A 21,128-nucleotide genomic window follows, 5' to 3' on the forward strand; every position below is an offset into this window, starting at 1 on the left:
CTAAACTTCAGATCATGAAAATAGGTCAGTCCAAGGCCCCCGGGCACGGCCACACACCCGATTCGCCAACGTTTCCCAATGCTGACCGGCTGGCGGCGCTGCGCGGCTGGTATGCGGACCTGTCTTCCACGGCCGCAGTGAACCGTTACCTGCCGCAGGGCAAGGCGTCGGGCCAGTCGGCTCGCGGCGTCATCGGCCTGATCCGCCTGCAACTGATCGCGTTCGCGCATCATCGCCAGCGCACCGATCTCGCTGATCTCCTCCTGCACTCCATCAACGAACGGCTTGAGCGGGCCGGTGCGGTCGCACACGCGCTCAAGATACTCGCCGCTTTGCCTGCGCCGCAGCCGCAGATCGTCGACGACATCGAACTGTGGCTGAAACCTCGCGCCGTACGCGTGCTACGTGCGGCCGGTATCACCACGCTTGCGGACCTGACTGTGCGGGTACCACGCCGGCGTCGATGGTGGAGCGCAATTCCCGGTCTAGGCCGGACCAGTGCACAACAGATCGAGATGTTCTTCGAGGCCCATCCCCGATTGACGGATCGGGCCCGTGCACTGATCGTGACGGCCTCGCCAGACTTGGTCGTGCAGTGGGAACGGCTGCGGCTACCGCATGAGGTTGATGGTTCGCACGGTAGCTTCCGCGCGCCCCGGCAGGCCTGCACGCTGGACGCATCGAACGACTTTCAGGCAGTGCAGGCGTGGCTCGCGCTGCACGAGGTGCCCACGACCCAGCGCGCCTATCGCAAGGAGGCGGAGCGGCTGATCCTGTGGGCGATCGTGCAGCGTGGACGGGCGCTATCGTCACTCACCACGGAAGACGCGATCGCGTACTGGGCTTTCCTGCGCCGGCCGACGCCGCGCGAGCGCTGGGTCGGACCGCCACGGCCACGCACGGCACCTGACTGGCGGCCGTTCGCCGGTAACCTGTCGGCGCGCTCGGTCGCCTACGCTCTGTCGGTGCTGGGCGCGCTTTTTCGCTGGCTGATCGAGCAGCGCTACGTGCTGGCCAACCCGTTTGCCGGCCATCAAAGTGCGGGGCCGCACGCGCGTTGCGCCGCTCGACACATCGCGCGGATTCAGGGAAGGCGAATGGCTGCTCGTTCGCACGATTGCAGACGGCCTTGAATGGTCATATGGCTGGGAAGCGCCCGCTGCTCAGCGGATGCGCTTCGCGCTGGACTTCCCGTATGCGACCGGATTGCGAGCGAATTCGTGGGAGCGACGCTTGGCGACATCCGCACCGACGAACACGACGATCACTGGCTGCATCTGGTCGGCAAGGGAAGCAAGCCCGGCAAGGTGGCATTGCCACCACTGGCACGCACAGCGCTCGACCAGTACCTCGTCCAGCGTCGCCTTCCGGTGACGCCGGCGCGCTGGGACCCAAGGACACCGTTGCTCGCGAGCCTCGATGTGATGAGGCGCTTCTTTGACGAGGTCGCTGATGTCATTGCGGCCGACCATCCCGCAGTTGCCGAAAAGCTGCGACGCGCCGGCCCGCACTGGATGAGGCACGCCCAAGCCACTCATGCGCTGGCCCGCGGAGCGGAACTGACGACGGTTCGGGATAACCTGCGCCACGCCTCGATCGCGACCACCTCGATTTACCCGCAAAGTGACGAGGGCAAGCGTGCGCGCCAGATGACTGAAGCCTTCGCCGCAAGATAGTCAGAAGGCCGAGCCAGACGGGCGTCACCTGCTTAACATGCATTATTTCCATTTTCTGAAGCGACCCCAATCATGCGTTTGCCGCACGATAGTCCAACGCCCCGGGGCGACATGTTTCAGTATTTAGTCCCACACCCTACCGCGCTTCCCACGTAGGAGCTGCTAGCGCGAGACATTCCTCACGCATTGCCCGAAAGGCGCTTATAGTCCGACAATCTGAATAGGGCAACGGTCGCCTTCAGATCACGCCCCTGTTCCTCCAGTGACTGCGCGGCGGCCGCCGCTTCTTCGACGAGCGCGGCGTTCTGCTGGGTCACTTCGTCCATCTGCGTGACCGCCAGCGCCACCTGCTCAATACCGGTTTGTTGTTCCGCTGAAGCGGCGGATATCTCGCCCATAATATCTGTCACGCGCCGCACGCTCGTGTCGATCTCATTCATCCGTTGGCCGGCCTCCCCAACCAGCAAACCTCCGGCACGTACACGTTCTGCGGACGTTTCAATCAAATCCCTGATTTCCTTTGCCGCAGACGACGAGCGTTGTGCAAGCGTGCGCACTTCCCCCGCGACCACGGCAAATCCGCGACCCTGTTCTCCGGCCCGGGCAGCTTCAACCGCTGCATTGAGCGCGAGGATGTTGGTCTGGAATGCAATCCCTTCGATGATCGCGATGATGTCCCCAATCCTTTCCGAACGCTGACTGATTTCGGCCATCGTGGCGACAACGCGGCTTACGACTTCGTTGCCCCGCTCGGCCGTGCAGGCAGCGGTCACCGCAAGCATACCAGCCTGCCGCGCATTGTCAGTGTTCTGCCTCACCGTGCCAGTCAACTGTTCCATGCTGGCCGCCGTCTCTTCGAGCGACGCGGCCTGTTGCTCCGTCCGCTGCGACAGGTTGAGATTGCCGGATGCAATCTGGCTCGATGCCGTACCGATACTTTCGGCGCCGGTGCGAATGCGCTGAACGATGCACGCCAATGAGCGGCTCATCGCGAGGATGGATTCCATCAGTTCGCCAAATTCGTCGACTCGGGTTACCGTCAGATCCGCACTCAGATCACCTTGCGCGATTTTCGCCGCGAGGTGATTGACTTCGAGCAAAGGCTTGCGGATTGACCGGATCAGTGCAGCAGCACCGGTCAGTACGCTCAGCGCGAGGACCACAATCAGTATCGCGGTCGTCGCAACAATGATGTATCGCTGACGTTCGAAATCTGCCTGGGCCGTCGCCAGTTGCTGCTCCTGCAGTTCAACGAACGTCCTGATCGCCTTACCGTAGGCAGTCTGAACCGGCATGTATTCCTCGTTCAACATGGCAAGCGCCGCAGGCTTCCGGGCCTCATTGGATCGCATTGCCACGATCCTGTCGCGGGTCGCCAGGACCTGATTGCGCAACCCTGCAATAGCATCGAGCTGCTTCCGGTCAGCGGGGGTGTGCGCCAGGACGGCTATCGTCTTCTGCACCACTGCGATCTGGGAAATCGTCGCGGCATTATCCTTGCTGAAGAAATCCGATAAAGCGGGATCGGCGCTAATAATCATCGCCTGCGTGCGCAATGCCGCGATATCCGCGAGTTTCGACCAGGCGTAGGCAGCAGTCACTTTTCCAGACAGCATCTTCAGCGAGGTGTCCCGTTGCGCCTCCATGCTCGCGAACCGCCACATCGACAAGCCAACGATGCCGAAAATCAGCACAAGCAGCAACGCAGTTGAAATCCAGAGTTTGGTGGCGAGTTTCATGCAACCTTGATCTATGAGTTATCGCGATAGGGGCAACAGGGTTTCAGCAAGGTCCGCCTTTTGTCATGCCGGCTCCATGCCGTGACGAAGCTTGGTGGGGGCGGTCGCAGGGGAGGCCAGAAATGAGAGCAATGCCCTCGAGGCATCTCTTTGTCGGGATGCCGTGCATATGGCGGCCGCAAAGGTAGTGATGATTTGCACTTCCGGGGGCAAAGAACCGACGACATCGATGCCCGGCAGGTGCATCAACTCGCTCAATTGCTGGAAGCCGAGCTCGACATCCCCGCGCGCGACGAGCGCGCCGACCGGAATACCTGGAGGCGCCTGCACGATGTGCGGCGCAATGGTCTTGGCGATGCCCCAGTGTTCGAACAGGCGACTCAGGTGTGAACCGCTCGGACCCGTCGAATACCCGATACTACGCGCGGCCAGAATGGCGTCGCGCAGCGCGGCTTCAGTGCCGATCTCGGGCCGCGGCGCGCCTGCTGCTACCGCAATCGCCACGCCCGAACGGACCAGGTCGACCCGACTGGCCGGATCGATCCGGCCGGCTGCGGCAAGCGGGTCGAGCGCGTCGGCCGCAAGCACGACGATATCGAACGGCTCACCTTCCTGGACTCGCCGGGCAGCGGCGACGCCGCCAACCGACTCGATGGCCACCAGCCGCGCCGATAGCCGCCCGTATTCTTCGACCAGCTCGGCCAGCACCTGGCGCGTGGCCATCGAAGAGATGCCGGTGATCTGCCCACTCATGGTTTCTCTGCCTTTCAGTCGATATAGCGCAGGCCGGCCTGTTGCAATGGCTCTCGCATGTTGTACATATCCAGGCCGAGCACGCAGGCGGCCAGCTTGGCGCGCTTCTCGCCTTCGTTGGCCTCACGCGCGGCTGCTTTCTCGAGCACCTGCGCCGCCAATGCTGCGGGCACCACGACCACACCATCGTCATCCGCGACGACGACATCTCCCGGATTCACCAGCGCCCCGGCGCAAACGACGGGAATGTTCACGGATCCGAGCGTCGCCTTGACCGTCCCTTTGGAAGAGATCGCCTTGCTCCATACCGGGAAGTTCATCTGCGCCAGCACGCGCACGTCGCGCACGCCTGCGTCGATGATGAGCCCTTGCGCGCCGCGCGCCTTGAAGCTGGTCGCCAGCAGGTCGCCGAAAAAACCGTCGGTGGAATCAGCCGTGACCGCGGCAACCACGATGTCGCCCGGCTGGATCTGCTCCGCTGCGACGTGCAGCATCCAGTTGTCGCCCGGCTGGAGCAGGACCGTGACAACCGTGCCGCTCGCCTGTGCGCCGCTATAGATCGGACGCATATAGGGCTTCATCAGTCCAGTACGTCCCATTGCCTCGTGTACTGTCGCAGTCCCGAGAGCACTGAGCTTCGCGGCGACGTCGCCGTCTGCCCGCTGAATGTTGCGATACACCACTCCAAGTTCATACATGATCAATGCCCTTTCACTTTCAATGCTGCATCCAGACGCGGGTAGACACGTCGCGCGTTACCCTCGTAAATCTTGTACCGTTCATCTGCATCGATGTGCGCCGCCTCGATATAGCGCTTCGTGTCGTCGAAGTAGTCGCCGGTCTCCGGGTCGATGCCACGCACCGCGCCAATCATCTCGCTGGCAAACAGGATGTTGTCCACGGGAATCACGCGCGTAAGCAGGTCGATGCCCGGCTGGTGATAGACGCACGTATCGAAGAAGACGTTGTTGAGCAGATGCTCGGTCAGTAGCGGCTTCTTCAGCTCCTGGGCGAGCCCGCGAAAGCGACCCCAGTGGTACGGCACAGCGCCGCCGCCATGTGGGATCACAAAGCGCAAGGTTGGGAAGTCGCGGAACAGGTCCGACGTCAGGCATTGCATGAAGGCAGTCGTGTCCGCGTTCAGGTAATGTGCGCCAGTGGTGTGGAAGCATGCGTTGCAGCTCGTGCTCACGTGAATCATGGCGGGAATGTCGTACTCGACCATCTTCTCGTAGATCGGGTACCAGTAGCGGTCGGACAGTGGCGGGCTGGCCCAGTGGCCGCCCGACGGGTCCGGATTCAGATTGATCGCGACGTTGCCGTACTGTTCGACACACTTCATCAGTTCGGGAATGCAAGTGGCGATGTCCACGCCCGGGCTCTGAGGAAGCATCGCAGCCGGAATGAAATGATCCGGAAAGAGCTGGCTCACCCGGTAGCAGAGTTCGTTACAGATGGCGGCCCACGTGCTCGATATTTCGAAGTCGCCAATGTGATGTGCCATGAAGCTCGCACGCGGGCTGAAAATGGTCAGATCAAGGCCGCGCTCGCGCATCAAACGCAACTGGTTGCTTTCGATCGACTCGCGCAACTCGTCGTCGCCGATGTGCAATTCGGACGCCTTCGGCGCCTCGGACGGATTTGTGGTGCCAGCAATCTGGCGCTTGCGCCACGTCTCCAGCGCCTTCGGCGCGGTGGTGTAGTGGCCGTGAATGTCGATGATCATCGTCGCTCCAAAAAACTGGTTGAGTTACCGGCGCGATGGTGCGAATGACATGCGCGCCGACTTCGTTAACGAACCTTTTTCGGCTGCAGATTCGCCTCGCCCTAAAACGTATGCTGCATGCCGACACCGTATGTACTGCCCGACGGATTGGCCGTCAGCTTGTCGTAGGAATAGACCACGTACACATACGTGCGCTTGGACAGAATGTAGTCATATGCAATGGAGCCGGTGTTGCGTACGTTGCTATGGTTCAGCGGTGCGCTCTTCTTCGTGCGCGCCCATTCGGCAAGGATCATGTTCGACGGTGACAACGGTACGGAAACCCCTAGCTCATACGTATGCGAACCGGTCTCAACGTCGTTGTTACTTGTCATCTGCGCAGCCCCATAGACCTTGACGATCTTTGCATCGTACGCAGCGCCTGCGAGATACAGATACTGACCGCTCGACGGCGCGACCACCGCCGCTCGTACACGCTGCGCCGAGAACACCGCCGTGAGCGGCCCGTTTGCATAGGTCAGATGCAAACCGATGTTGTCCTTCCCCTGTTGACCCGTGGTGGTGCTCACGCCATAGATCGCAGTGCCCGTGAGGCCGCCGTAGCTAGGCGAAACATACGTGATGGCGTTCTGCCAGACTGTGTCGCCGATCTGCGTATTGCTGTAGCTCGCCGTGTACGACTGCACGATCAACGGCGAAAACACCACCGATCCACCGAACGGATTGACGAAGATCTGGTTGAAATAAGTTGGATTGGTCTGCTCTCCGAACTTGAACGTGCCGTATGCACCGGTCAGGCCAACATACGCATTGCGGGAAAACAGGCCATCCGTCGTGTTGCGTCCCATCTGCCCTGTGTTCGGCCTGAAAAAACTTTCGAGCGCGAAGAACACCGCATTGCCACCGCCAATGTCTTCCCGGCCACGCATGCCCCAGAACGACGTTGTCATCCCACCGCCGCCTAGCTGTACCGTGCTGGCTCGCGTGGTGCTCAGTTTGGAATTGTCGAGATACATACCGATCAGTCCATACAACTGAACCGCGGAGCCTGACATCGTCGCTGCGCCGGCCGCTACCTGCGAATCGTCGGCGTACGCGACAGGCGCGACGAGCCCGCCGGCCGCGAGCAGTGCGGCGCCCAGGCATGCCGCATGGAGTTTCAAGGGTGTGCTGGTGCCGCTGTTTTTTACTGACATCATGTTTCGTCTCCAAACCAGGTTGTTGTTTTATGCGCGAACGCTTCCCGCTGCGCGCACCGGTGGCGCACGCAGACAGAAATACACGAGGGCTTTTCTCGCGGGCTAGCCGGTCATTCGGTGTGACGGCGTGACATTTCGGCGTTCAGTTTCGAACGGTCAAGCTCGTGTTCCCATGCCGACACCACCAGGGTGGCGACGCCGTTGCCGATAGTGTTCGCGATCGCGAGTCCCGTTCCCATGAAGCGGTGAATGCCGAGAATCAGCACCATTCCGGACACGGGAATAATCGGGAACACCATCAATGTCGATGTCAGCATCACAAAGGCCGCGCCGGCCACACCGCTTGCGCCTTTCGACGTCAGCATCGCCACGCCCACGAGCGTCAGTTGCTGCGTCAGGGTAAGTTCGATGTTGAAGGCCTGCGCGATGAACAGCACCGCCATCGTCAGGTAGATGTTGGTGCCGTCCAGATTGAATGAATAGCCGGCCGGAATCACGAGACCCACCACCGATTTCGAGCACCCGAGCCGTTCGAGTTTTTCGAGCATCCGCGGCAGCGCGGCCTCCGACGAACTTGTGCCGAGCACGATCAGGATTTCCTCGCGGATATAGCTCAGGAAACGCAGGATGCTGAAACCGAGTAAGCGGGAAATGATGCCGAGCACCACCAGCACGAAGAAGGCGAGCGTCAGGTAGAACGTCCCGATCAGCTTGAGCAACGGCAGTACGGCGCCGATCCCAAAGGTGCCGACCGTGAACGCGATAGATCCAAACGCGCCGATCGCTGCGACCTTCATGATGATGTGAACGATGCCGAAGAACGTCTGCGCAAAGCGGTCGATCATGCGAACCAGTGGCCGGCCATATTCCCCCGTAGCCGCGAGCGCAGCGCCGAACAGCACGGAAATCAGTAGAATCTGCAGCACATTGCCACTGGAGAACGCACTAACCACGGTGTCGGGAATGATGTGCATCAGAAAGTCGACCGTGTTCTGTTCATGGGCGGCAGTCGTGAATCCGGCGAGCGCTTTGGTATCGATGGTCGCGGGATTCAGATTGAAGCCGGCGCCGGGACGAAACAGATGTCCGGCCACGAGTCCGATTACGAGCGACAGCGTCGATACGATTTCGAAGTACAGCAGCGCCTTGCCGCCTACACGCCCGACCTTCTTGATGTCGCCCATTCCAGCCATGCCGGTGACGACGGTGCAGAAAATGATCGGGCCGATCACCATCTTGATCAGCTTGATGAAGGCGTCGCCGAGTGGCTTCATCTGCACGGCGAGCGACGGCGCGAAATGACCGAGCAGCACGCCGAGCAGGATCGCGAGTAAAACGTGGAAATACAGCGTGCGATAGAAGGGTTTCTTCTTCGCGCTGCGCGCGGGGGGCGTCATGACGGCACTGTCGTTCATGACGCTGCTCCCTGATCAGCCGAATCGGCCGCATTGGCCGCGTGGCGATGCATATCGGTCATCGTTGTCTCCTGATTCGAATGGTGAGCGAAAAGCCGGTCGATTCCGGATTTCCGCCTGACTGCCATTCTTCGTGTGGCAGTTCAAAGTTTGTGAAGCAAACGGCTCGCTCAGAATCCGTAAAGCCGCGCCGGGTTGATGACGAGCAGTTGTTCGCGCAGCGCCGCGTTCGGGCAGAAGCGGAACAGCAGATCGACCAGTTCGCCGTCGTTTGGCATGTCCTTGCTGATGTTCGGATGCGGCCAGTCGGTACCCCAAAGCACGCGGTCGGGTGCGGCTTCGATCAGTGTGCGCGCGAACGGGATCGCATCGTCGAACGGACGGCGGCCTACGGACACGCGCTCGGCCCCGCACACTTTGACCCAGGCAAGCGGATTGCGCATCAGTTCCAGAAGCTGGCGGAACGGCTGCTGATCGACCCCGGCATCCGCGCGTACGCGACCCATGTGGTCGATCACGAACGGCACCTTGATACGCGCAATCCGTTCGGCGTATTGGAGGATGTCCTGTGCATCGAGATGCAGCACGACGTGCCAGCCGAGCCGCTCGATACGTTCGAGAACGCGGTCGAAAACGTCGAGATCGGGTGCGCCGCCCAGATGCGCGACGAAATTGAATCGCACGCCGCGCACGCCGCGCGCGTCGAGATCTGCCAACTGTTCGTCGGTGACGTCGCCGTCGACAATCGCGACGCCCCGATAGCGTCCGTTGCCGCGCGCAATCGCATCCAGCATCGCAGTGTTATCGGTGCCGTGGCAGCTTGCCTGGACGATCACGCCGCGGCTCGCGCCGAGAAAATCGTGCAGCGCAACAAGCCGCTCGAAAGGCGCGTCGGGCGGCGTATAGCTGCGGTCCGGCGCATATGGAAAGATTTCGGCGGGGCCGAACACGTGGCAGTGCGCATCGCAAGCACCGGCAGGCAGACGCTGGGTGGGTTGAACGGGGTGGGGATCGGGCGGCAGGCAGGATTTCATGAGCGTCGTCTCAATGTCAGACCGCATGGCGCGGCTTTCTATGGGTTGTATGCATTGTGGCCGCGACGATGGACCGATACAATCGCCATATTGAACTAGCTGATATGTGAATTTCACATAGGTTATCGACAATGGACCTGAAGCAGCTCGAGGCATTCGTTCACGTCGCTGAACTCGGCAGCTTTACCCGTGCTGCGATTACGCTGGACTCGAATCAGCCCGCCTTGAGCCGGCTGGTGCGGCATCTGGAAGTGGAATTGCGGCATACGCTGCTCGAGCGCACCGGCCGCGGCGTGACGCTGACGCCGGCCGGCCAGCGGATGCTCGCGCATGCGAAAGGTATCCTGCAGCAGGTGCAGCGGGCCTCGCAGGATCTGGACGAGTTACACGGCGCACCCGGTGGTCATTTCGCCATCGGCATTACCCCCAGCTTTGCCAGGGTCGCCACGCATGAACTCGTGCGTGGCTTTCGGTCCTCCTTTCCCGGGGCGACTATCTCGGTGGCGCAAGGCTTGTCCACCTATCTGATCGAATGGCTGATGATGGGCCGCATCGACGTCGCTGTCCTGTACGACACATTCGATACGCCGCTGATCGACAAGCGAACCATTTTTACTGAAGAACTGTTTCTGATCGGCCCGGACAATGGCGATACACTCACAGAGGCAGTAGGCGAGTCAACAACAACGATCGCGCTGCGGGAAATCGTGCGCTACCCACTCATCATCCCGGGCCGCATGCACGCGATCAGACGGATGGTCGAGGCGGCTGCTGCGGAACAGGGCGTAAGATTGCGTATCGAGCTGGAGGTCGACGCAGTGACCTCGATTCTCGATCTGGTCAGCGAGGGTATCGGCTATGCGGTGCTATCGCTCAATGCGACTAGCAGCGATGCGCTCAAGCGGCGCTTCCAGGTGATCCGCATTACCGAGCCGACGCTCTTCAGCCGCCTTGCAATCGCAACCAGTAGCAAGCACACGCTGTCACAACTTGCCATCCAGGCGATCGCAATGCTCGAGTCGAGAATATTGCCGCTCTACGGCACCGCTGCCTGACCGTGCGCTTACTTCGCACGTCCGCTCTCCTGGCCAACCCGACATCCCCGATCGCCGAAATTCTCAACCTCGCCAAACTGCGTGTGTTCACAATCGTCGTCGAACACGGCGGCGCAAGCCGGGCAGCGTCACTGCTCTTTCGCGCGCAATCAGCCGTGACGCGCTCCGTGCGGGAACTCCAAGAAACGCTCGGCGAACGGCTGCTGGAACGGCGGCCATCAAGCATGTTGCCCACCTCGGTTGTGGGGTGGCTATTGGGCATCGATCGCGTGCTCGCGATCGCCACGGCGACGACCAACGTGATCGGCAACGCTCGCGCTGTCAAAATGGGAGGGCATGTTCGACCAGCAGAAACCCGACGCCTACGTGAGCGACCGTCACGCGCCGTCAGCCGGACCGGCGACAGTCTGGGCGTCCGAACATCCGCGTTGAGGTCGCGACACACATCACGGCGCTCCTTCACTTCATATTTTCATTTTCCACCCTCACTCGCAGAGAATCAGCATGGATCAGAATCGCACTCAGCCTATTGGCCGCATTGCAATTATCGGCTTCGGAGAAGTGGGGCCTATTTTCGGTCGCGCATTGACCGCGGCCGGCCATGAAGTATCGATCTTCGACATCAAGCTGCACGATGCGGCTACGCGCCCGACGATCATGCAGCGGGCCCACGAATGCAAAGTTCACGTGGCCGACGATCTCCCTGCGGCACTGCGCGATGCGCAACTTATTTTCTCCGCAGTCACCGCGAGCCAGGCGGAAGCGGTCGCCACAGCTTCAGCGGAATATCTGACAAGCGGCCAGATCTTCCTCGACCTCAATTCGGTTTCGCCCGCCGTCAAACAACGCAACTGCCAACAGATCGAGCGCAATGGCGCCCACTACGTGGAAGCCGCGGTGATGGCGCCGGTTCCGCCGCAAGGCATACGGGTGCCGATGCTGCTGGGCGGCCGACTCGCTGTACAAACGGCAGACTGTCTCAATGGTTTGGGGATGCGCACGGAAGCGGTGGCGCAGGAAGTCGGCCTCGCGTCAGCCATCAAGCTATGCCGCAGCATCATGATCAAGGGCATGGAGGCGCTATGCGTTCAGTCGATGCTGGCGGCCAGACAGTTCGACGTGGACGGCCGCGTGCTTGCGTCGCTCGCGGCAACGTTTCCGGGTGTAGGGTGGGACAAGGGCTACGAAGCGTATCTGATCGGTCGCGTGGTCGAACACGGGCAACGGCGCGCCGAAGAGATGCGCGAAGCAGCGTTAATGCTAGACGGCTTAGGAATGTCGAGTGCCCTCACAAATGCTATCGCCGACGTACAACAGGACCTGGCGACGCGTGCCGCACCGTTGGTCAACGCACTGGATCCCAAGGGAAGCCTTCCGGAGTGGAGAAACCTGCTCGGGGTCACCTGAACCAATCCTGAAGTAGCAAGGCGAACCTGGCCCGTGAGGACAGACGGAAGTCGGTCGCTTCATCCGTTTGCGCTAGGTGCCAAGGAAAACGCTGACTGAGGGACCGGTACGATGACGTTGCATAATTGTATGAACTGCAATCCAAAACAGCCGAATCTGCAATCCACGCTTTTTGCGCCAGCCTAAGCTGCAACCGACGGCGCGCACGAGCCCGGATTATTTGCAAGTGAGCCTGCATTCAACCGCGCGACCTGCATTCCATGGTCGCGGACCGGCAACGTCGCCTGACGCGGCGTTTGCGTTACCCGCCCGCTACCTTCGCCAACCCGGTAGCCCGACCCGGCCGCACTTCTCAATCTCGCTCGACCGTGCGTGATGGCGATTGACTTCGAAAATGGCAGCGCCATCCGGACCGCTGTGCGGCAATTGCACGCAGTCCGCACGTGCCGTGTTCGTTGCGGGAACTGGAGGAGGTTACTGAATACGGCTTGAACTGCCGGCAGAACTTGCGTTACCGCCGTTCATCTCGCAGACACGTCGCGTGTCCTGTCGAACCGAAGTGGGGTGGCCATGTGCATCAGTTGATCCTGCCGAATGACCATCCGTAAAACCGGCACCACGTTCGACTGTGCCGTCCTTCGCGAGCGCCTGATAGACCGGATGCTGTGAGCTCGTTGCACATGCATGATTGGGTTGGATTCGCAGCCTCGCCCCGATCGGAACCCGGTACGCTTCCGGCGGCAGTTGACATGTTTAATTCGCGCACGGGAATCCATTGTCCAGCATGCCTGCGCGTTTTTCACGGTTCGAGATCTCATCCAGTTGACAACTTTAATTGCGCAAAGTTGACATCTTCAATGCGTTCTACGACTGGCCACCGCGCATTCAAAGCCACGCTGCCTCGCCAACGCTTAGCCGGCCGGCATTCGCCTTACGGGATCGCCAGTGATATGGCGCAGAAGCTGGCCAGAACGCAGGGCACGAGCAGAAGAGGGCTGAACACCCATAGCATGGACTATCACGTCACCCACCAGCACAGCTAGCGGTCGGCGCCGGAAGATTTCATCGTTCACGTCCCGTCGCAGATGGTCTGCAATGTACCGGCCACGGTTGACCAGATAATCCAGAGGCTTTGTCCGTCTGGAGTTCTGCCTCAATCTGCCTTCGGAGGCAACCGGCGTTGTCGCCGATGTGCATGGTTGCAAGGGGACGCGATATTTTCGACTTTGCGCGACCGGAGCGGTCGGCGGCCCGCCGGATCATTAAACGCAACGCAGCTAATACGACTTATCAGCATTGAAGCGCCGCAAAATAACGGCCCGCATGGCGGGGACCGGGTCTGGCGGAGCCGCGACGGGTGGCGAGTCCTGCCGCCAGCCCCCTCGCTGCTCCGTGTGCGGTCACGTGCCGTGAACACGGACCAAGAGGGTAGCCACGTTCCCTCTCGGAAACGCAGCCCCCGAAGAACGCAGCATGCGACTTTCGCTGCACTGCGCTCAAGCACAGCATTAAACGTCGCACTGACGCCGGTCTCGCCAGTTGCACGAGCCCTTCGCAAGCATCACATTGTTGATTCGCCTCATCGCTGAAACGAAGGGCGCTGAACCGTAACGATACCGGCCTCTCACAAGCTTCCCTTCGGTGAATCTTTAACGCGGACCTGCGACAACTGCGCGACGCGAAAGTCTGCACCCTTTCGGATCAGGCAAATCTTGAGCCCCTATGCGAGCTATTACCACCCGCCATTCGCTTTTTCCGCGTTCTCATACCCACTTGTCCAACAGCTTCCATCGCGTCACTCCTGAGTCGCGGTATAGCAACTCGGCGCCGTTTTTGCTGATCAGGCCGAATGCCAACGTACGCGATGTAAGCGCTTGAAAGCGCCTTGACCGTGGAAAAAATACCACCGACTCCGCGACTCCTGGCACGACGACCGAATAGCACAAAAACGACATGAAGAACTTCACCGTGATCGCGGCGGATGGAAGTGTGGGACCGATGCTCGCACCAATCAGGGCAACGATCGGGGTAACCGTGTGAGCCCAGACGAGCACGGCCGCCGCCCAATGGACCAAGAATGCCTTCATTGCAACGCTTTTTGCGACCATCTCCAACAAAACCAGTACGCCAATGAGACCGTAGATGATGCCGGCGATGTTCAAAAGCTTGTACGGAATCAGATCGGACCGACCTGATCAGCTGCGCTTCGCTAGTTGGGCAGCTGTGGTCAATGGGTCAATGTGGTTGGCCGATGTTCAGCAATTGGCGTGCCGCCGCCCGACGTGGTCGCTCCGGCAGCGGTGCTCGTCGTGTCGCCGGGTTGGCATGGCGACCGTTACTGCGACGGACGCCGTTACTGGGATCGCGACGAATGGAAAGAGCGTCATCGCCATCACGGGCACGGGCCCGATCACTGTCCGCCGGGACATGCGAAAAAAGGCGAGTGCTGATCGGCGTTTCGAACTGCGGCCGCGAGGAAGGACGTAAGTGCGTTCGAGCGGCTGTCTTCCGGCACCCCCGTTTGCTTAGTGCCCGGCACACATCAAGCGGTCGACTCAACGCGACGCCGCGACGCCGCTCACCCGTCGAGCGAAGCGTCCGGGAACGCGTCGCAGAGAAACTACACAAGTCAGCAGGGCAATGCGTTTGACTTAAGCGTTGGCGGCGGAACAACTTACACACTGTTACGCGGCGCAGTGAAAATATTCGGCAACGAATCCTTATACTCCATGCGGAACTTCAACTTTGGCCGCTGACATGCGGCGTCAAGATGTCGAGAGCATCATGTACAACACTCAATTTGCCAAACCAATCTTTTACATCGCGCTGTGCGCAGTTTTACCCCTGAGTGGATGCGTGGTTCCTGGCGCAAACATGCCGTACGGTGCGAGTCCGGCGCAGCCTGCCTATGTGCAACCCGCATATGCCCAGCCGGTGTATGTGCAGCCAACCTATCCACCGCCAGTCGATAGCGCAAGCGCCTATGGCAACGCGCCTCCTGCAAGCTCCGGTTACGGACTTCAGTATGGGGTTGTTTCGGGAATTCAGCCTCTCGCCACATCCAATGCGGTTAGCCCGGGCAGTGTAATGGGCACGGTGGTCGGCGCGGTCGTCGGTGGTGTGGTCGGCAACCAGTTTGGCGGAGGGCATGGCCGCGACGTGGCGACCGTAGTGGGCGTGCTCGGCGGTGCGGTGGCCGGAAATCAGATTGGCCGGCAGTACAGCAATGCGGCCCCGAGCGCGTATCGAATCGTTGTTCAACTCAATGACGGATCGTCACGCTCCTTCGACGTGCCCTCACCCGGCGATCTCCGTCCGGGCGACCGCGTGCGGATTGACGGAAACCGGCTGGACCGTTCCTGATCGATCTGCTTGCCAGTATGGCCGGTGCCTGTGCTTCGCCGAGTTTTTTCACTGGCTGGGCAGTCGTTCCGACGCAGCAAGCGCCGGCCTGTATTTACGGACCCCGGAGCATTGTGAGTTGCCCGCGTCTGCATACTCGTTGACTGGCGTGTGCCCGCGCCAGGATTGCATGCTCATATAAATCTGCGCACCGTGTCAGTTCCATACGGCGAGTGCGAGACATCCATGCGTACAAGTCGGCTGAGAAGGATGGAGAATGGCTGACGATGTTCGAAGCCGCAAAACTGCTCGGCGTCACCAGTCACGCGATCCGCCGGTTGATCAACGATCGGGTTCTGCCCGCCGAGCAGGTGATGCCCGACGCTCCTTGGCAAATTCGTGCGAGCGATCTGCGCAGCGATGCGGTTACAGCGGCCTTATCGCGCAAACATCGCCCGTGTCGCAATGATGGGGAAGGACAAATCCCAATGTTTATCGAGGCCTCAGAAGGAGGTGCACAATGAACGCCCCATTGCCCATGGACGTATCTGGTTTTCTACCCAATTATGCCGACTCCCCGATTATGCCGCGTCATGCATGCGCGTGGCGGTGGGTATGGCCTTTCATGATCGCTGTGTCGGCATAAAAGTATGATTTCTCAGGCTGGCTATCGCGCTGGCCAGGAGAGATCAGATGAATGCGACACGCACAGTCAGCGAATCCGGCGGGCTGCCGGCCCATCACATCAATGCATTTCTTGATCGTCTACGGACGGCACACTACTCCGAGGTATCGCTTCGCAAGAAACGAAGAGTCCTGTGTGCGTTCTCTGGATGGATGAAGAACAGGAACATCGACCTGATTGATCTCGATGAGTCTGTCGCGGCTCGTTTTATGAAGCGCATGATCGGCGAATCACGAGACCGCGTCCAGCGTGCGCGACCCACATTACGGCAGTTTCTCGCCTATCTGCGTGCCGAAGCCATTGCGTGGCCGCCGACGTCGGGCCGCCAATCCGCAATCGCGCACATCTATGGTCGATACCTGGACTATCTGAGGCAGGATCGCGGACTCGCGAAGAACTCTCTGCTCGTCTATGGTCCGTTCATTCGCGACTTTCTCGACAGCCACTCGGCCGGCGACGGAAGTTTATTGCCAGATGCATTCGACGCGGTAACGATCCGGAATCATCTTCTTGCCCGCAGAAAAGGCCGATCGGCAGAGTACACGCGGCTGATGGCAGTTGCGCTTCGCTCGTTCTGCCATTTCCTCTTTCTGCGCGGTGATACGGCCCGAGACCTGTATGAGTCAGTGCCTTCGGTTCGTAAGTGGAGACAATCAACTGTGCCAACGTTCCTCACGCCTGAGCAGCAAGAAGCTCTCATTGCATCTGCAGACCGGTCGACTCCGACTGGGCGCCGTGACTACGCAATCCTGCTGTTGTTGGCGCGGCTCGGTCTACGTGCCGGAGAAATCGTTGCCATCGAACTCGACGACATTCACTGGCGTTCGGTGGAACTCGTCGTTCATGGCAAGGGGCAAATGGTCGAGCACGTCCCCCTGCCATCGGAGGTCGGAGAAGCAATCGCAACATATCTCCGCGACTGTCGCGGAGCAAGTGCATCGCGGCGCGTCTTCCTTCGCAGATTGGCACCTCGGGTTGGTTTGGCGGGGCCGGCGGCGATTGGCAAGATTGTTTGTCAGGCCTTCGCACGTGCCGGTTTCCGCCCCGCGTGCCGGGGCGCCGCACATCTGTTCCGTCACGGTCTGGCAACGACGATGATTCGCCACGGGGCCTCGATGGCAGAAATAGCCGAGGTCTTGCGGCACCGCTCAACGGACAGTACCGCGATCTATGCAAAGGTCGCGTTTGAGGACCTGCGCGAGGTCGCGCGCTCGTGGCCCACGGCTGGAGGTTCAATATGACTGCGATCCGCGATTCTCTCGCTCGGTACGTGGCGGTCCGCCGCGCTCTCGGGGCGTCATTCTACGAACCTGCATTGGCACTCGGCCATTTCGTTGATCTTCTGGAACATGAAGATGCAGAGTTCATTACTACCGATCTGGCTCTGCGCTGGGCGATGACGTCCACACTCGTCGAACGCGCCACTTGGGGGCGGCGCCTCTCGCAAGTGAGAGGATTCGCCCGATGGATAAACGTCACTGACGGTCGAAACCAGATTCCTCCGGCAGGGCTCCTGAGTGCCCGCAGACGGCGCAATGCACCGCACATTTACACTGAGCAGGAAATTGATCTGCTTATGACCCGAGCAGCTCGACTGCGATCCCGAACCGGCATGCGAGCACTGACCTATTCGACGCTCATAGGGCTTCTTGTAGCGACGGGCCTCAGGCCAGGCGAAGCGTTTCGGCTCGACCGGTCCGACGTTGACCTCGTCAGCGGGATACTCTCCATCCGGGAATCGAAGCTCGGCAAATCGCGGTGTGTTCCTGTAGCAGACTCGACCCGGGTGGCACTCGAACACTACGTCCAGAAACGCGATCAACTCTGTCCTTTACGATTGAGCGAGGCGTTCCTGGTTAGTGAGCGCGGCAAGCGATTGAAGGCCGGCACCGCACGAAGTATGTTCGTCAGAATGTCGCGCGCTGTCGGTCTGCGATCGGCGACAGAGGATGGGCGCGATGGTTACGGCCCACGCCTCCAGGACTTCCGGCATAGCTTTGCGACTGGACGGCTGGTCGAGTGGTACCGTGCCGGTCGCGACGTAAGTCGGGAATTGCCGAAACTTGCCGCCTACCTCGGGCATGTCAACGTCGGTCTTACGTACTGGTACATCGAAGCGGTTCCTGAGTTGCTCGAACTCGCGGCAGCCTATCTCGACAAGAACTGTCCAGGAGAACAGCCGTGAGCGCCGCCAGTCTCCCATCCCTCGTTCAGCGTTTTTTTAGCCAGCGTCTGCTCGAGCAGCAAGGTCTGAGTTCGCATACGGTGGCAAGTTACCGTGAAACGTTCCGGCTGCTTCTAGCGTTTGCCACGAAGCGTATCGGGCTCACGCCGTCAAAGCTGCGAATCGAGGACTTCGACGTGTCGTTGATCGAGGAATTCCTACAGCACCTCGAACACGGCAGAGGCAATTCGGTGCGGACACGCAACACGCGGCTTGCCGCCGTGCATGCCTTCTTCCGGTTCGTCGCGGTCAGCGAGCCTGCGTTGTTTCTGCAGTGTCAGCGTATCCTTGCAATTCCATCCAAACGTTGTGAACATGGTCCCGTCGAGTTTCTAACCGAGCGCGAGGCCGCAGCGCTAGTAGCGGCACCTGATGTACGAACATGGATCGGCAACCGCGACCGAGCGCTGCTTCTTGTAGCGGTTCAAACGGGTCTGCGGAATAGCGAATTGACCTCTCTCAGGCGTCAGGATGTGGTGCTCGGTACAGGCGCCCACGTCCGTTGCCTCGGCAAAGGCAGAAACTATGCCGATCTCGGGAATATGCGCAGTTCCGCGCCGCGGAGACTCGTTTGTCTCTCTGCGATGGGCTATGCATGGCGGGTCCGTGGTGTGAACTGCGCATAATTACAGGCTTTCAAGGAACTGCATCAGGCGATCGGGCGGTCGATATCGCGGGATCTTGCTGTGAGGTGGCTGCAAAGTATTGAGCGCGCGCTCCTTCATCGCCAGGTCGGCCTCGACGTACATGTGAGTCGTGGCTGGGCTTTCGTGTCCGAGCCACAGCGCAATGACGCTGAGGTCAACGCCTGATTGCAGCAGATGCGTCCCGGTCGAATGCCGGATGACATGCGGAGAAACGGGATGGCTTGATAGTTGGGGACATTGCCCGGTGGCCGTCCGCACGGCGAGCTTGAGCCGATCCGTTACGTTCGAGCGCGTCATCGGATTGCCCGAGCGATTGGGAAACAGCATCTGGTCGGGTGACGCCCCGATGCGTGGCAACCAGCTTCTGATTAGGCTCGCTGTCGAGCGCCACAGAGGTACGGTGCGCCGCTTCCGACCTTTGCCGTGGATATGGGCACAGGGCGCTTTATCCAGGACGACGTCGCCCACCCGCAGACCGATCAGTTCGGAAACGCGTGCGCCAGTGTTGTAAAGAGTTGCAAACAGTACCCGGTCCCGCTGCCCGCACCAGGTGTTGAGGTCAGGCGCGGCGAGTAGCGCCTCGATCTCATCACGCGACAGGTGGCCGACGAGCGGTCTGTCGAAGCGTTTCATCGGAATGGCCAGAGTGCTTTGGATAACAGCCAGTGCAGAAATGTCCTTAAGTGCCGCGTACTTCAGGAATGAACGGAGGGCAACGAGCCGCGCGTTCCGGGTACGCGCGCAATTATGTCGGTCGTCTTCCAGATGACGAAGGAAAGCCAACACTAACTTCACGTCGATGTCCGTCAACGCCAGGTCGGTGGGCGACTTGTGGAGATGCGCCTGAGCGAACTGGAGGAACAATCGAAATGTATCCCGGTAGCTGGCTATCGTCTGCGGACTGACTGCCCGCTGTTGCATCAACCGTTCAACGAAGAATTCCTGTAGCAGCGCCGCGAAGTTCGACGCCGAAGAATGCCTGGGCCTAGACATGGCAAGCTCCTCCTGCAAAGTGCTCAAAGCGCTGGGCCGCAATCGCCATTAGTTCGGGGATGCCGGTCAGATAGCAGTAGGTGTCGGTCACCTTGGCATGCCCGACGTAAGTCGACAGCATGACCATCGCGTTGTCGACGTCCACCCCTTGCTGGTACCAGAGCAACACCCGTCGACAGATAAACGAGTGTCTCAGATCGTGGATGCGTGGAGCCGGATGATCACCACGGGCGACCCATCCCAACTGTGAACGCAATGACCCGAAGACATCCTCGACCGTACTGATCTTCATGCTGCTTCCGTGCACGATGAAGAAGTGATCGCTTAGCGTGACGGGCCAATCGTGATCCCGTAGCTTTACGTAGCGACTGAGTGCTCGCACGACGGTTGGATGAAGTGGAACGACGCGTGACTTACTATACTTCGCATGCCGAATCATAATCAGGCCGTGACCCAGGTCGGCGTCTGTGCGTCTCAGATTAAGCGCCTCAGAAATCCGCAGTCCGGTGGACGCGATCAGCCCGAACAGGGTTGAGTAGGTGGCGGGCCGCAGTTTCTCCTTCGAGGGCAAGGTTGCAGCTGCGACCAGCAGGTCCCGGATCTCCTCATCGGTATAGATGTGCGGTGCCAGACGGCGATGAGAGCGGCCGAACAGGTCAAGCGCAGGAACCTCCGTGGCAGGGTCATATTGCTGGAGATATCTTGCGAACGGGCGAACGATCTCAATCCGGCGTGCCCAGGTGATGGGCGCCTGAAGTGGTCCGGAGCGAGCCCAGGACACGGCGAGATCTGTGGTCAGCGGACTTTGATGGCCGGCCCGGTCGGCGAAGCGGGCAAAGTCAAGGAGCCGGCGTCCCGTGCTCCTCAGGTCAAAGCCGAGGCGACGTCTTGACGCAAGGTAGTCCTCGGCGAGCGATACCATCCTGACTGGGCGTTTCATGATGCGCTCCCCGGCCAGGGCAGCGCGACCCGGGCAAGGCTCTTGATGTTGATCGTGGTGTAAATCGCCGTCGTATCCAGACACCGGTGTCGAAGGATATCGGCGATCTCCTTCATGGGGACTCCAGCCTGGATCAGCCGGCTCCCTACGCTGTGTCGCAGAACATGAGTTCCACGCAGGCGTGCATCGCTGCCGCATCGCGCATGAGCGGCGCGGACGGTGTTGCGAACGACGCTCGAACCGATTGGTTCGGTAAGTGGAGCGACATGCCGCAGAAAATACCGCCCGGCTAT

Annotated in this window: 19 protein-coding genes and 3 pseudogenes; 10 read left to right on the top strand and 12 right to left on the bottom strand. The window is 60.3% G+C overall.

Translation table 11 applies throughout. The annotated features are described in order from the left end of the window. The first annotated feature begins 14 nt into the window (after positions 1-14). Positions 15-1,676 (top strand): annotated as a pseudogene (locus BFE01S_RS37440) (phage integrase family protein). Between the two features lie 179 nt (positions 1,677-1,855). Here BFE01S_RS37440 and BFE01S_RS46200 read toward each other — a convergent pair. The 7 genes from BFE01S_RS46200 to BFE01S_RS05010 all read right to left on the bottom strand — a co-directional run bounded on the left by BFE01S_RS46200 (position 1,856) and on the right by BFE01S_RS05010 (position 9,542). Beyond that, positions 1,856-3,415: a methyl-accepting chemotaxis protein gene (locus BFE01S_RS46200; protein WP_030101861.1), complete on the bottom strand. Its 1,560-nt coding sequence runs from the start codon at positions 3,413-3,415 to the stop codon at positions 1,856-1,858. A 63-nt stretch (positions 3,416-3,478) separates the two neighbouring features. After that, a complete protein-coding gene (locus BFE01S_RS04985; RefSeq protein WP_028197497.1) occupies positions 3,479-4,168 on the bottom strand; it encodes a substrate-binding domain-containing protein in 690 nt (229 codons plus the stop codon). Positions 4,169-4,182: 14 nt separating this feature from the next. Then, a complete protein-coding gene (gene ligK / locus BFE01S_RS04990; protein WP_028197498.1) occupies positions 4,183-4,866 on the bottom strand; it encodes a 4-carboxy-4-hydroxy-2-oxoadipate aldolase/oxaloacetate decarboxylase in 684 nt (227 codons plus the stop codon). 2 nt (positions 4,867-4,868) lie between these two features. Next, on the bottom strand, positions 4,869-5,894 hold the full coding sequence (locus BFE01S_RS04995; RefSeq protein ID WP_028224599.1) for an amidohydrolase family protein: 1,026 nt from the start codon (positions 5,892-5,894) through the stop codon (positions 4,869-4,871). Between the two features lie 101 nt (positions 5,895-5,995). Continuing rightward, the gene (locus BFE01S_RS05000; RefSeq protein ID WP_030101862.1) at positions 5,996-7,090 is read right to left on the bottom strand and encodes a porin; all 1,095 of its coding nucleotides are present in this window, start codon (positions 7,088-7,090) and stop codon (positions 5,996-5,998) included. Between the two features lie 113 nt (positions 7,091-7,203). Next, positions 7,204-8,508, bottom strand: coding sequence for a dicarboxylate/amino acid:cation symporter (locus tag BFE01S_RS05005; protein ID WP_028224601.1), 1,305 nt, complete (start codon positions 8,506-8,508; stop codon positions 7,204-7,206). Positions 8,509-8,678: 170 nt separating this feature from the next. Continuing rightward, positions 8,679-9,542: an amidohydrolase family protein gene (locus BFE01S_RS05010; RefSeq protein WP_028224602.1), complete on the bottom strand. Its 864-nt coding sequence runs from the start codon at positions 9,540-9,542 to the stop codon at positions 8,679-8,681. 131 nt (positions 9,543-9,673) lie between these two features. Here BFE01S_RS05010 and BFE01S_RS05015 point away from each other — a divergent pair, with 131 nt between their 5' ends. The 3 genes from BFE01S_RS05015 to BFE01S_RS05020 all read left to right on the top strand — a co-directional run bounded on the left by BFE01S_RS05015 (position 9,674) and on the right by BFE01S_RS05020 (position 12,004). After that, positions 9,674-10,597: a LysR family transcriptional regulator gene (locus BFE01S_RS05015; protein ID WP_028197503.1), complete on the top strand. Its 924-nt coding sequence runs from the start codon at positions 9,674-9,676 to the stop codon at positions 10,595-10,597. An 83-nt stretch (positions 10,598-10,680) separates the two neighbouring features. Beyond that, positions 10,681-11,202, top strand: coding sequence for a helix-turn-helix domain-containing protein (locus BFE01S_RS46375; protein WP_311733173.1), 522 nt, complete (start codon positions 10,681-10,683; stop codon positions 11,200-11,202). Then, positions 11,102-12,004 (top strand): NAD(P)-dependent oxidoreductase, encoded by a 903-nt coding sequence (locus BFE01S_RS05020; RefSeq protein ID WP_028197504.1) that lies wholly within the window; start codon positions 11,102-11,104, stop codon positions 12,002-12,004. The genes BFE01S_RS46375 and BFE01S_RS05020 overlap by 101 nt, the downstream gene beginning before the upstream one ends. Before the next feature lie 577 nt (positions 12,005-12,581). Here the strand turns inward: BFE01S_RS05020 and BFE01S_RS46480 are convergent. Together BFE01S_RS46480 and BFE01S_RS05025 are read right to left on the bottom strand one after the other, a co-directional pair. Beyond that, positions 12,582-12,736: pseudogene (locus BFE01S_RS46480) on the bottom strand (hypothetical protein); the annotation flags it as partial. A gap of 1,031 nt (positions 12,737-13,767) precedes the next feature. After that, positions 13,768-14,166: a hypothetical protein gene (locus BFE01S_RS05025; protein WP_028224603.1), complete on the bottom strand. Its 399-nt coding sequence runs from the start codon at positions 14,164-14,166 to the stop codon at positions 13,768-13,770. Positions 14,167-14,265: 99 nt separating this feature from the next. On the opposite strand from BFE01S_RS05025, the pseudogene BFE01S_RS45625 reads away from it, so the two are divergent. The 6 genes and pseudogenes from BFE01S_RS45625 to BFE01S_RS37450 form a co-directional block, all read left to right on the top strand. Further along, positions 14,266-14,454 (top strand): annotated as a pseudogene (locus BFE01S_RS45625) (hypothetical protein); the annotation flags it as partial. 334 nt (positions 14,455-14,788) lie between these two features. Next, positions 14,789-15,367: a glycine zipper 2TM domain-containing protein gene (locus BFE01S_RS05030; protein ID WP_028197507.1), complete on the top strand. Its 579-nt coding sequence runs from the start codon at positions 14,789-14,791 to the stop codon at positions 15,365-15,367. A gap of 266 nt (positions 15,368-15,633) precedes the next feature. Then, complete coding sequence (locus tag BFE01S_RS43970; protein ID WP_028197508.1) at positions 15,634-15,870, top strand: helix-turn-helix domain-containing protein; 237 nt, start codon at positions 15,634-15,636, stop codon at positions 15,868-15,870. 169 nt (positions 15,871-16,039) lie between these two features. Continuing rightward, positions 16,040-17,272 carry a site-specific integrase gene (locus tag BFE01S_RS05035; protein WP_028224604.1) on the top strand — a complete coding sequence of 411 codons (1,233 nt, stop codon included), beginning with the start codon at positions 16,040-16,042 and terminating at the stop codon, positions 17,270-17,272. Beyond that, positions 17,269-18,216: a tyrosine-type recombinase/integrase gene (locus BFE01S_RS05040; RefSeq protein ID WP_028224605.1), complete on the top strand. Its 948-nt coding sequence runs from the start codon at positions 17,269-17,271 to the stop codon at positions 18,214-18,216. The genes BFE01S_RS05035 and BFE01S_RS05040 overlap by 4 nt, the downstream gene beginning before the upstream one ends. Beyond that, entirely contained in the window at positions 18,213-18,881 is a 669-nt protein-coding gene (locus BFE01S_RS37450; RefSeq protein ID WP_245621031.1) for a tyrosine-type recombinase/integrase, read from the top strand. Before BFE01S_RS05040 ends, BFE01S_RS37450 begins: the two co-directional genes overlap by 4 nt. On the opposite strand, the gene BFE01S_RS05050 is transcribed toward BFE01S_RS37450, so the two are convergent. Genes BFE01S_RS05050 through BFE01S_RS45635 form a run of 3 tightly spaced genes read right to left on the bottom strand, consistent with a single transcriptional unit; the run spans position 18,882 to position 21,128 of the window. Continuing rightward, a complete protein-coding gene (locus BFE01S_RS05050) occupies positions 18,882-19,895 on the bottom strand; it encodes a site-specific integrase (protein ID WP_028224606.1) in 1,014 nt (337 codons plus the stop codon). After that, complete coding sequence (locus BFE01S_RS45630; protein WP_028224607.1) at positions 19,888-20,835, bottom strand: tyrosine-type recombinase/integrase; 948 nt, start codon at positions 20,833-20,835, stop codon at positions 19,888-19,890. The genes BFE01S_RS05050 and BFE01S_RS45630 overlap by 8 nt, the downstream gene beginning before the upstream one ends. Further along, the gene (locus tag BFE01S_RS45635) at positions 20,832-21,128 is read right to left on the bottom strand and encodes a tyrosine-type recombinase/integrase (protein ID WP_127837934.1); all 297 of its coding nucleotides are present in this window, start codon (positions 21,126-21,128) and stop codon (positions 20,832-20,834) included. The genes BFE01S_RS45630 and BFE01S_RS45635 overlap by 4 nt, the downstream gene beginning before the upstream one ends.

It is taken from the genome of Paraburkholderia ferrariae NBRC 106233 (assembly GCF_000685035.1).
Classification (GTDB): Bacteria; Pseudomonadota; Gammaproteobacteria; order Burkholderiales; family Burkholderiaceae; genus Paraburkholderia; species Paraburkholderia ferrariae.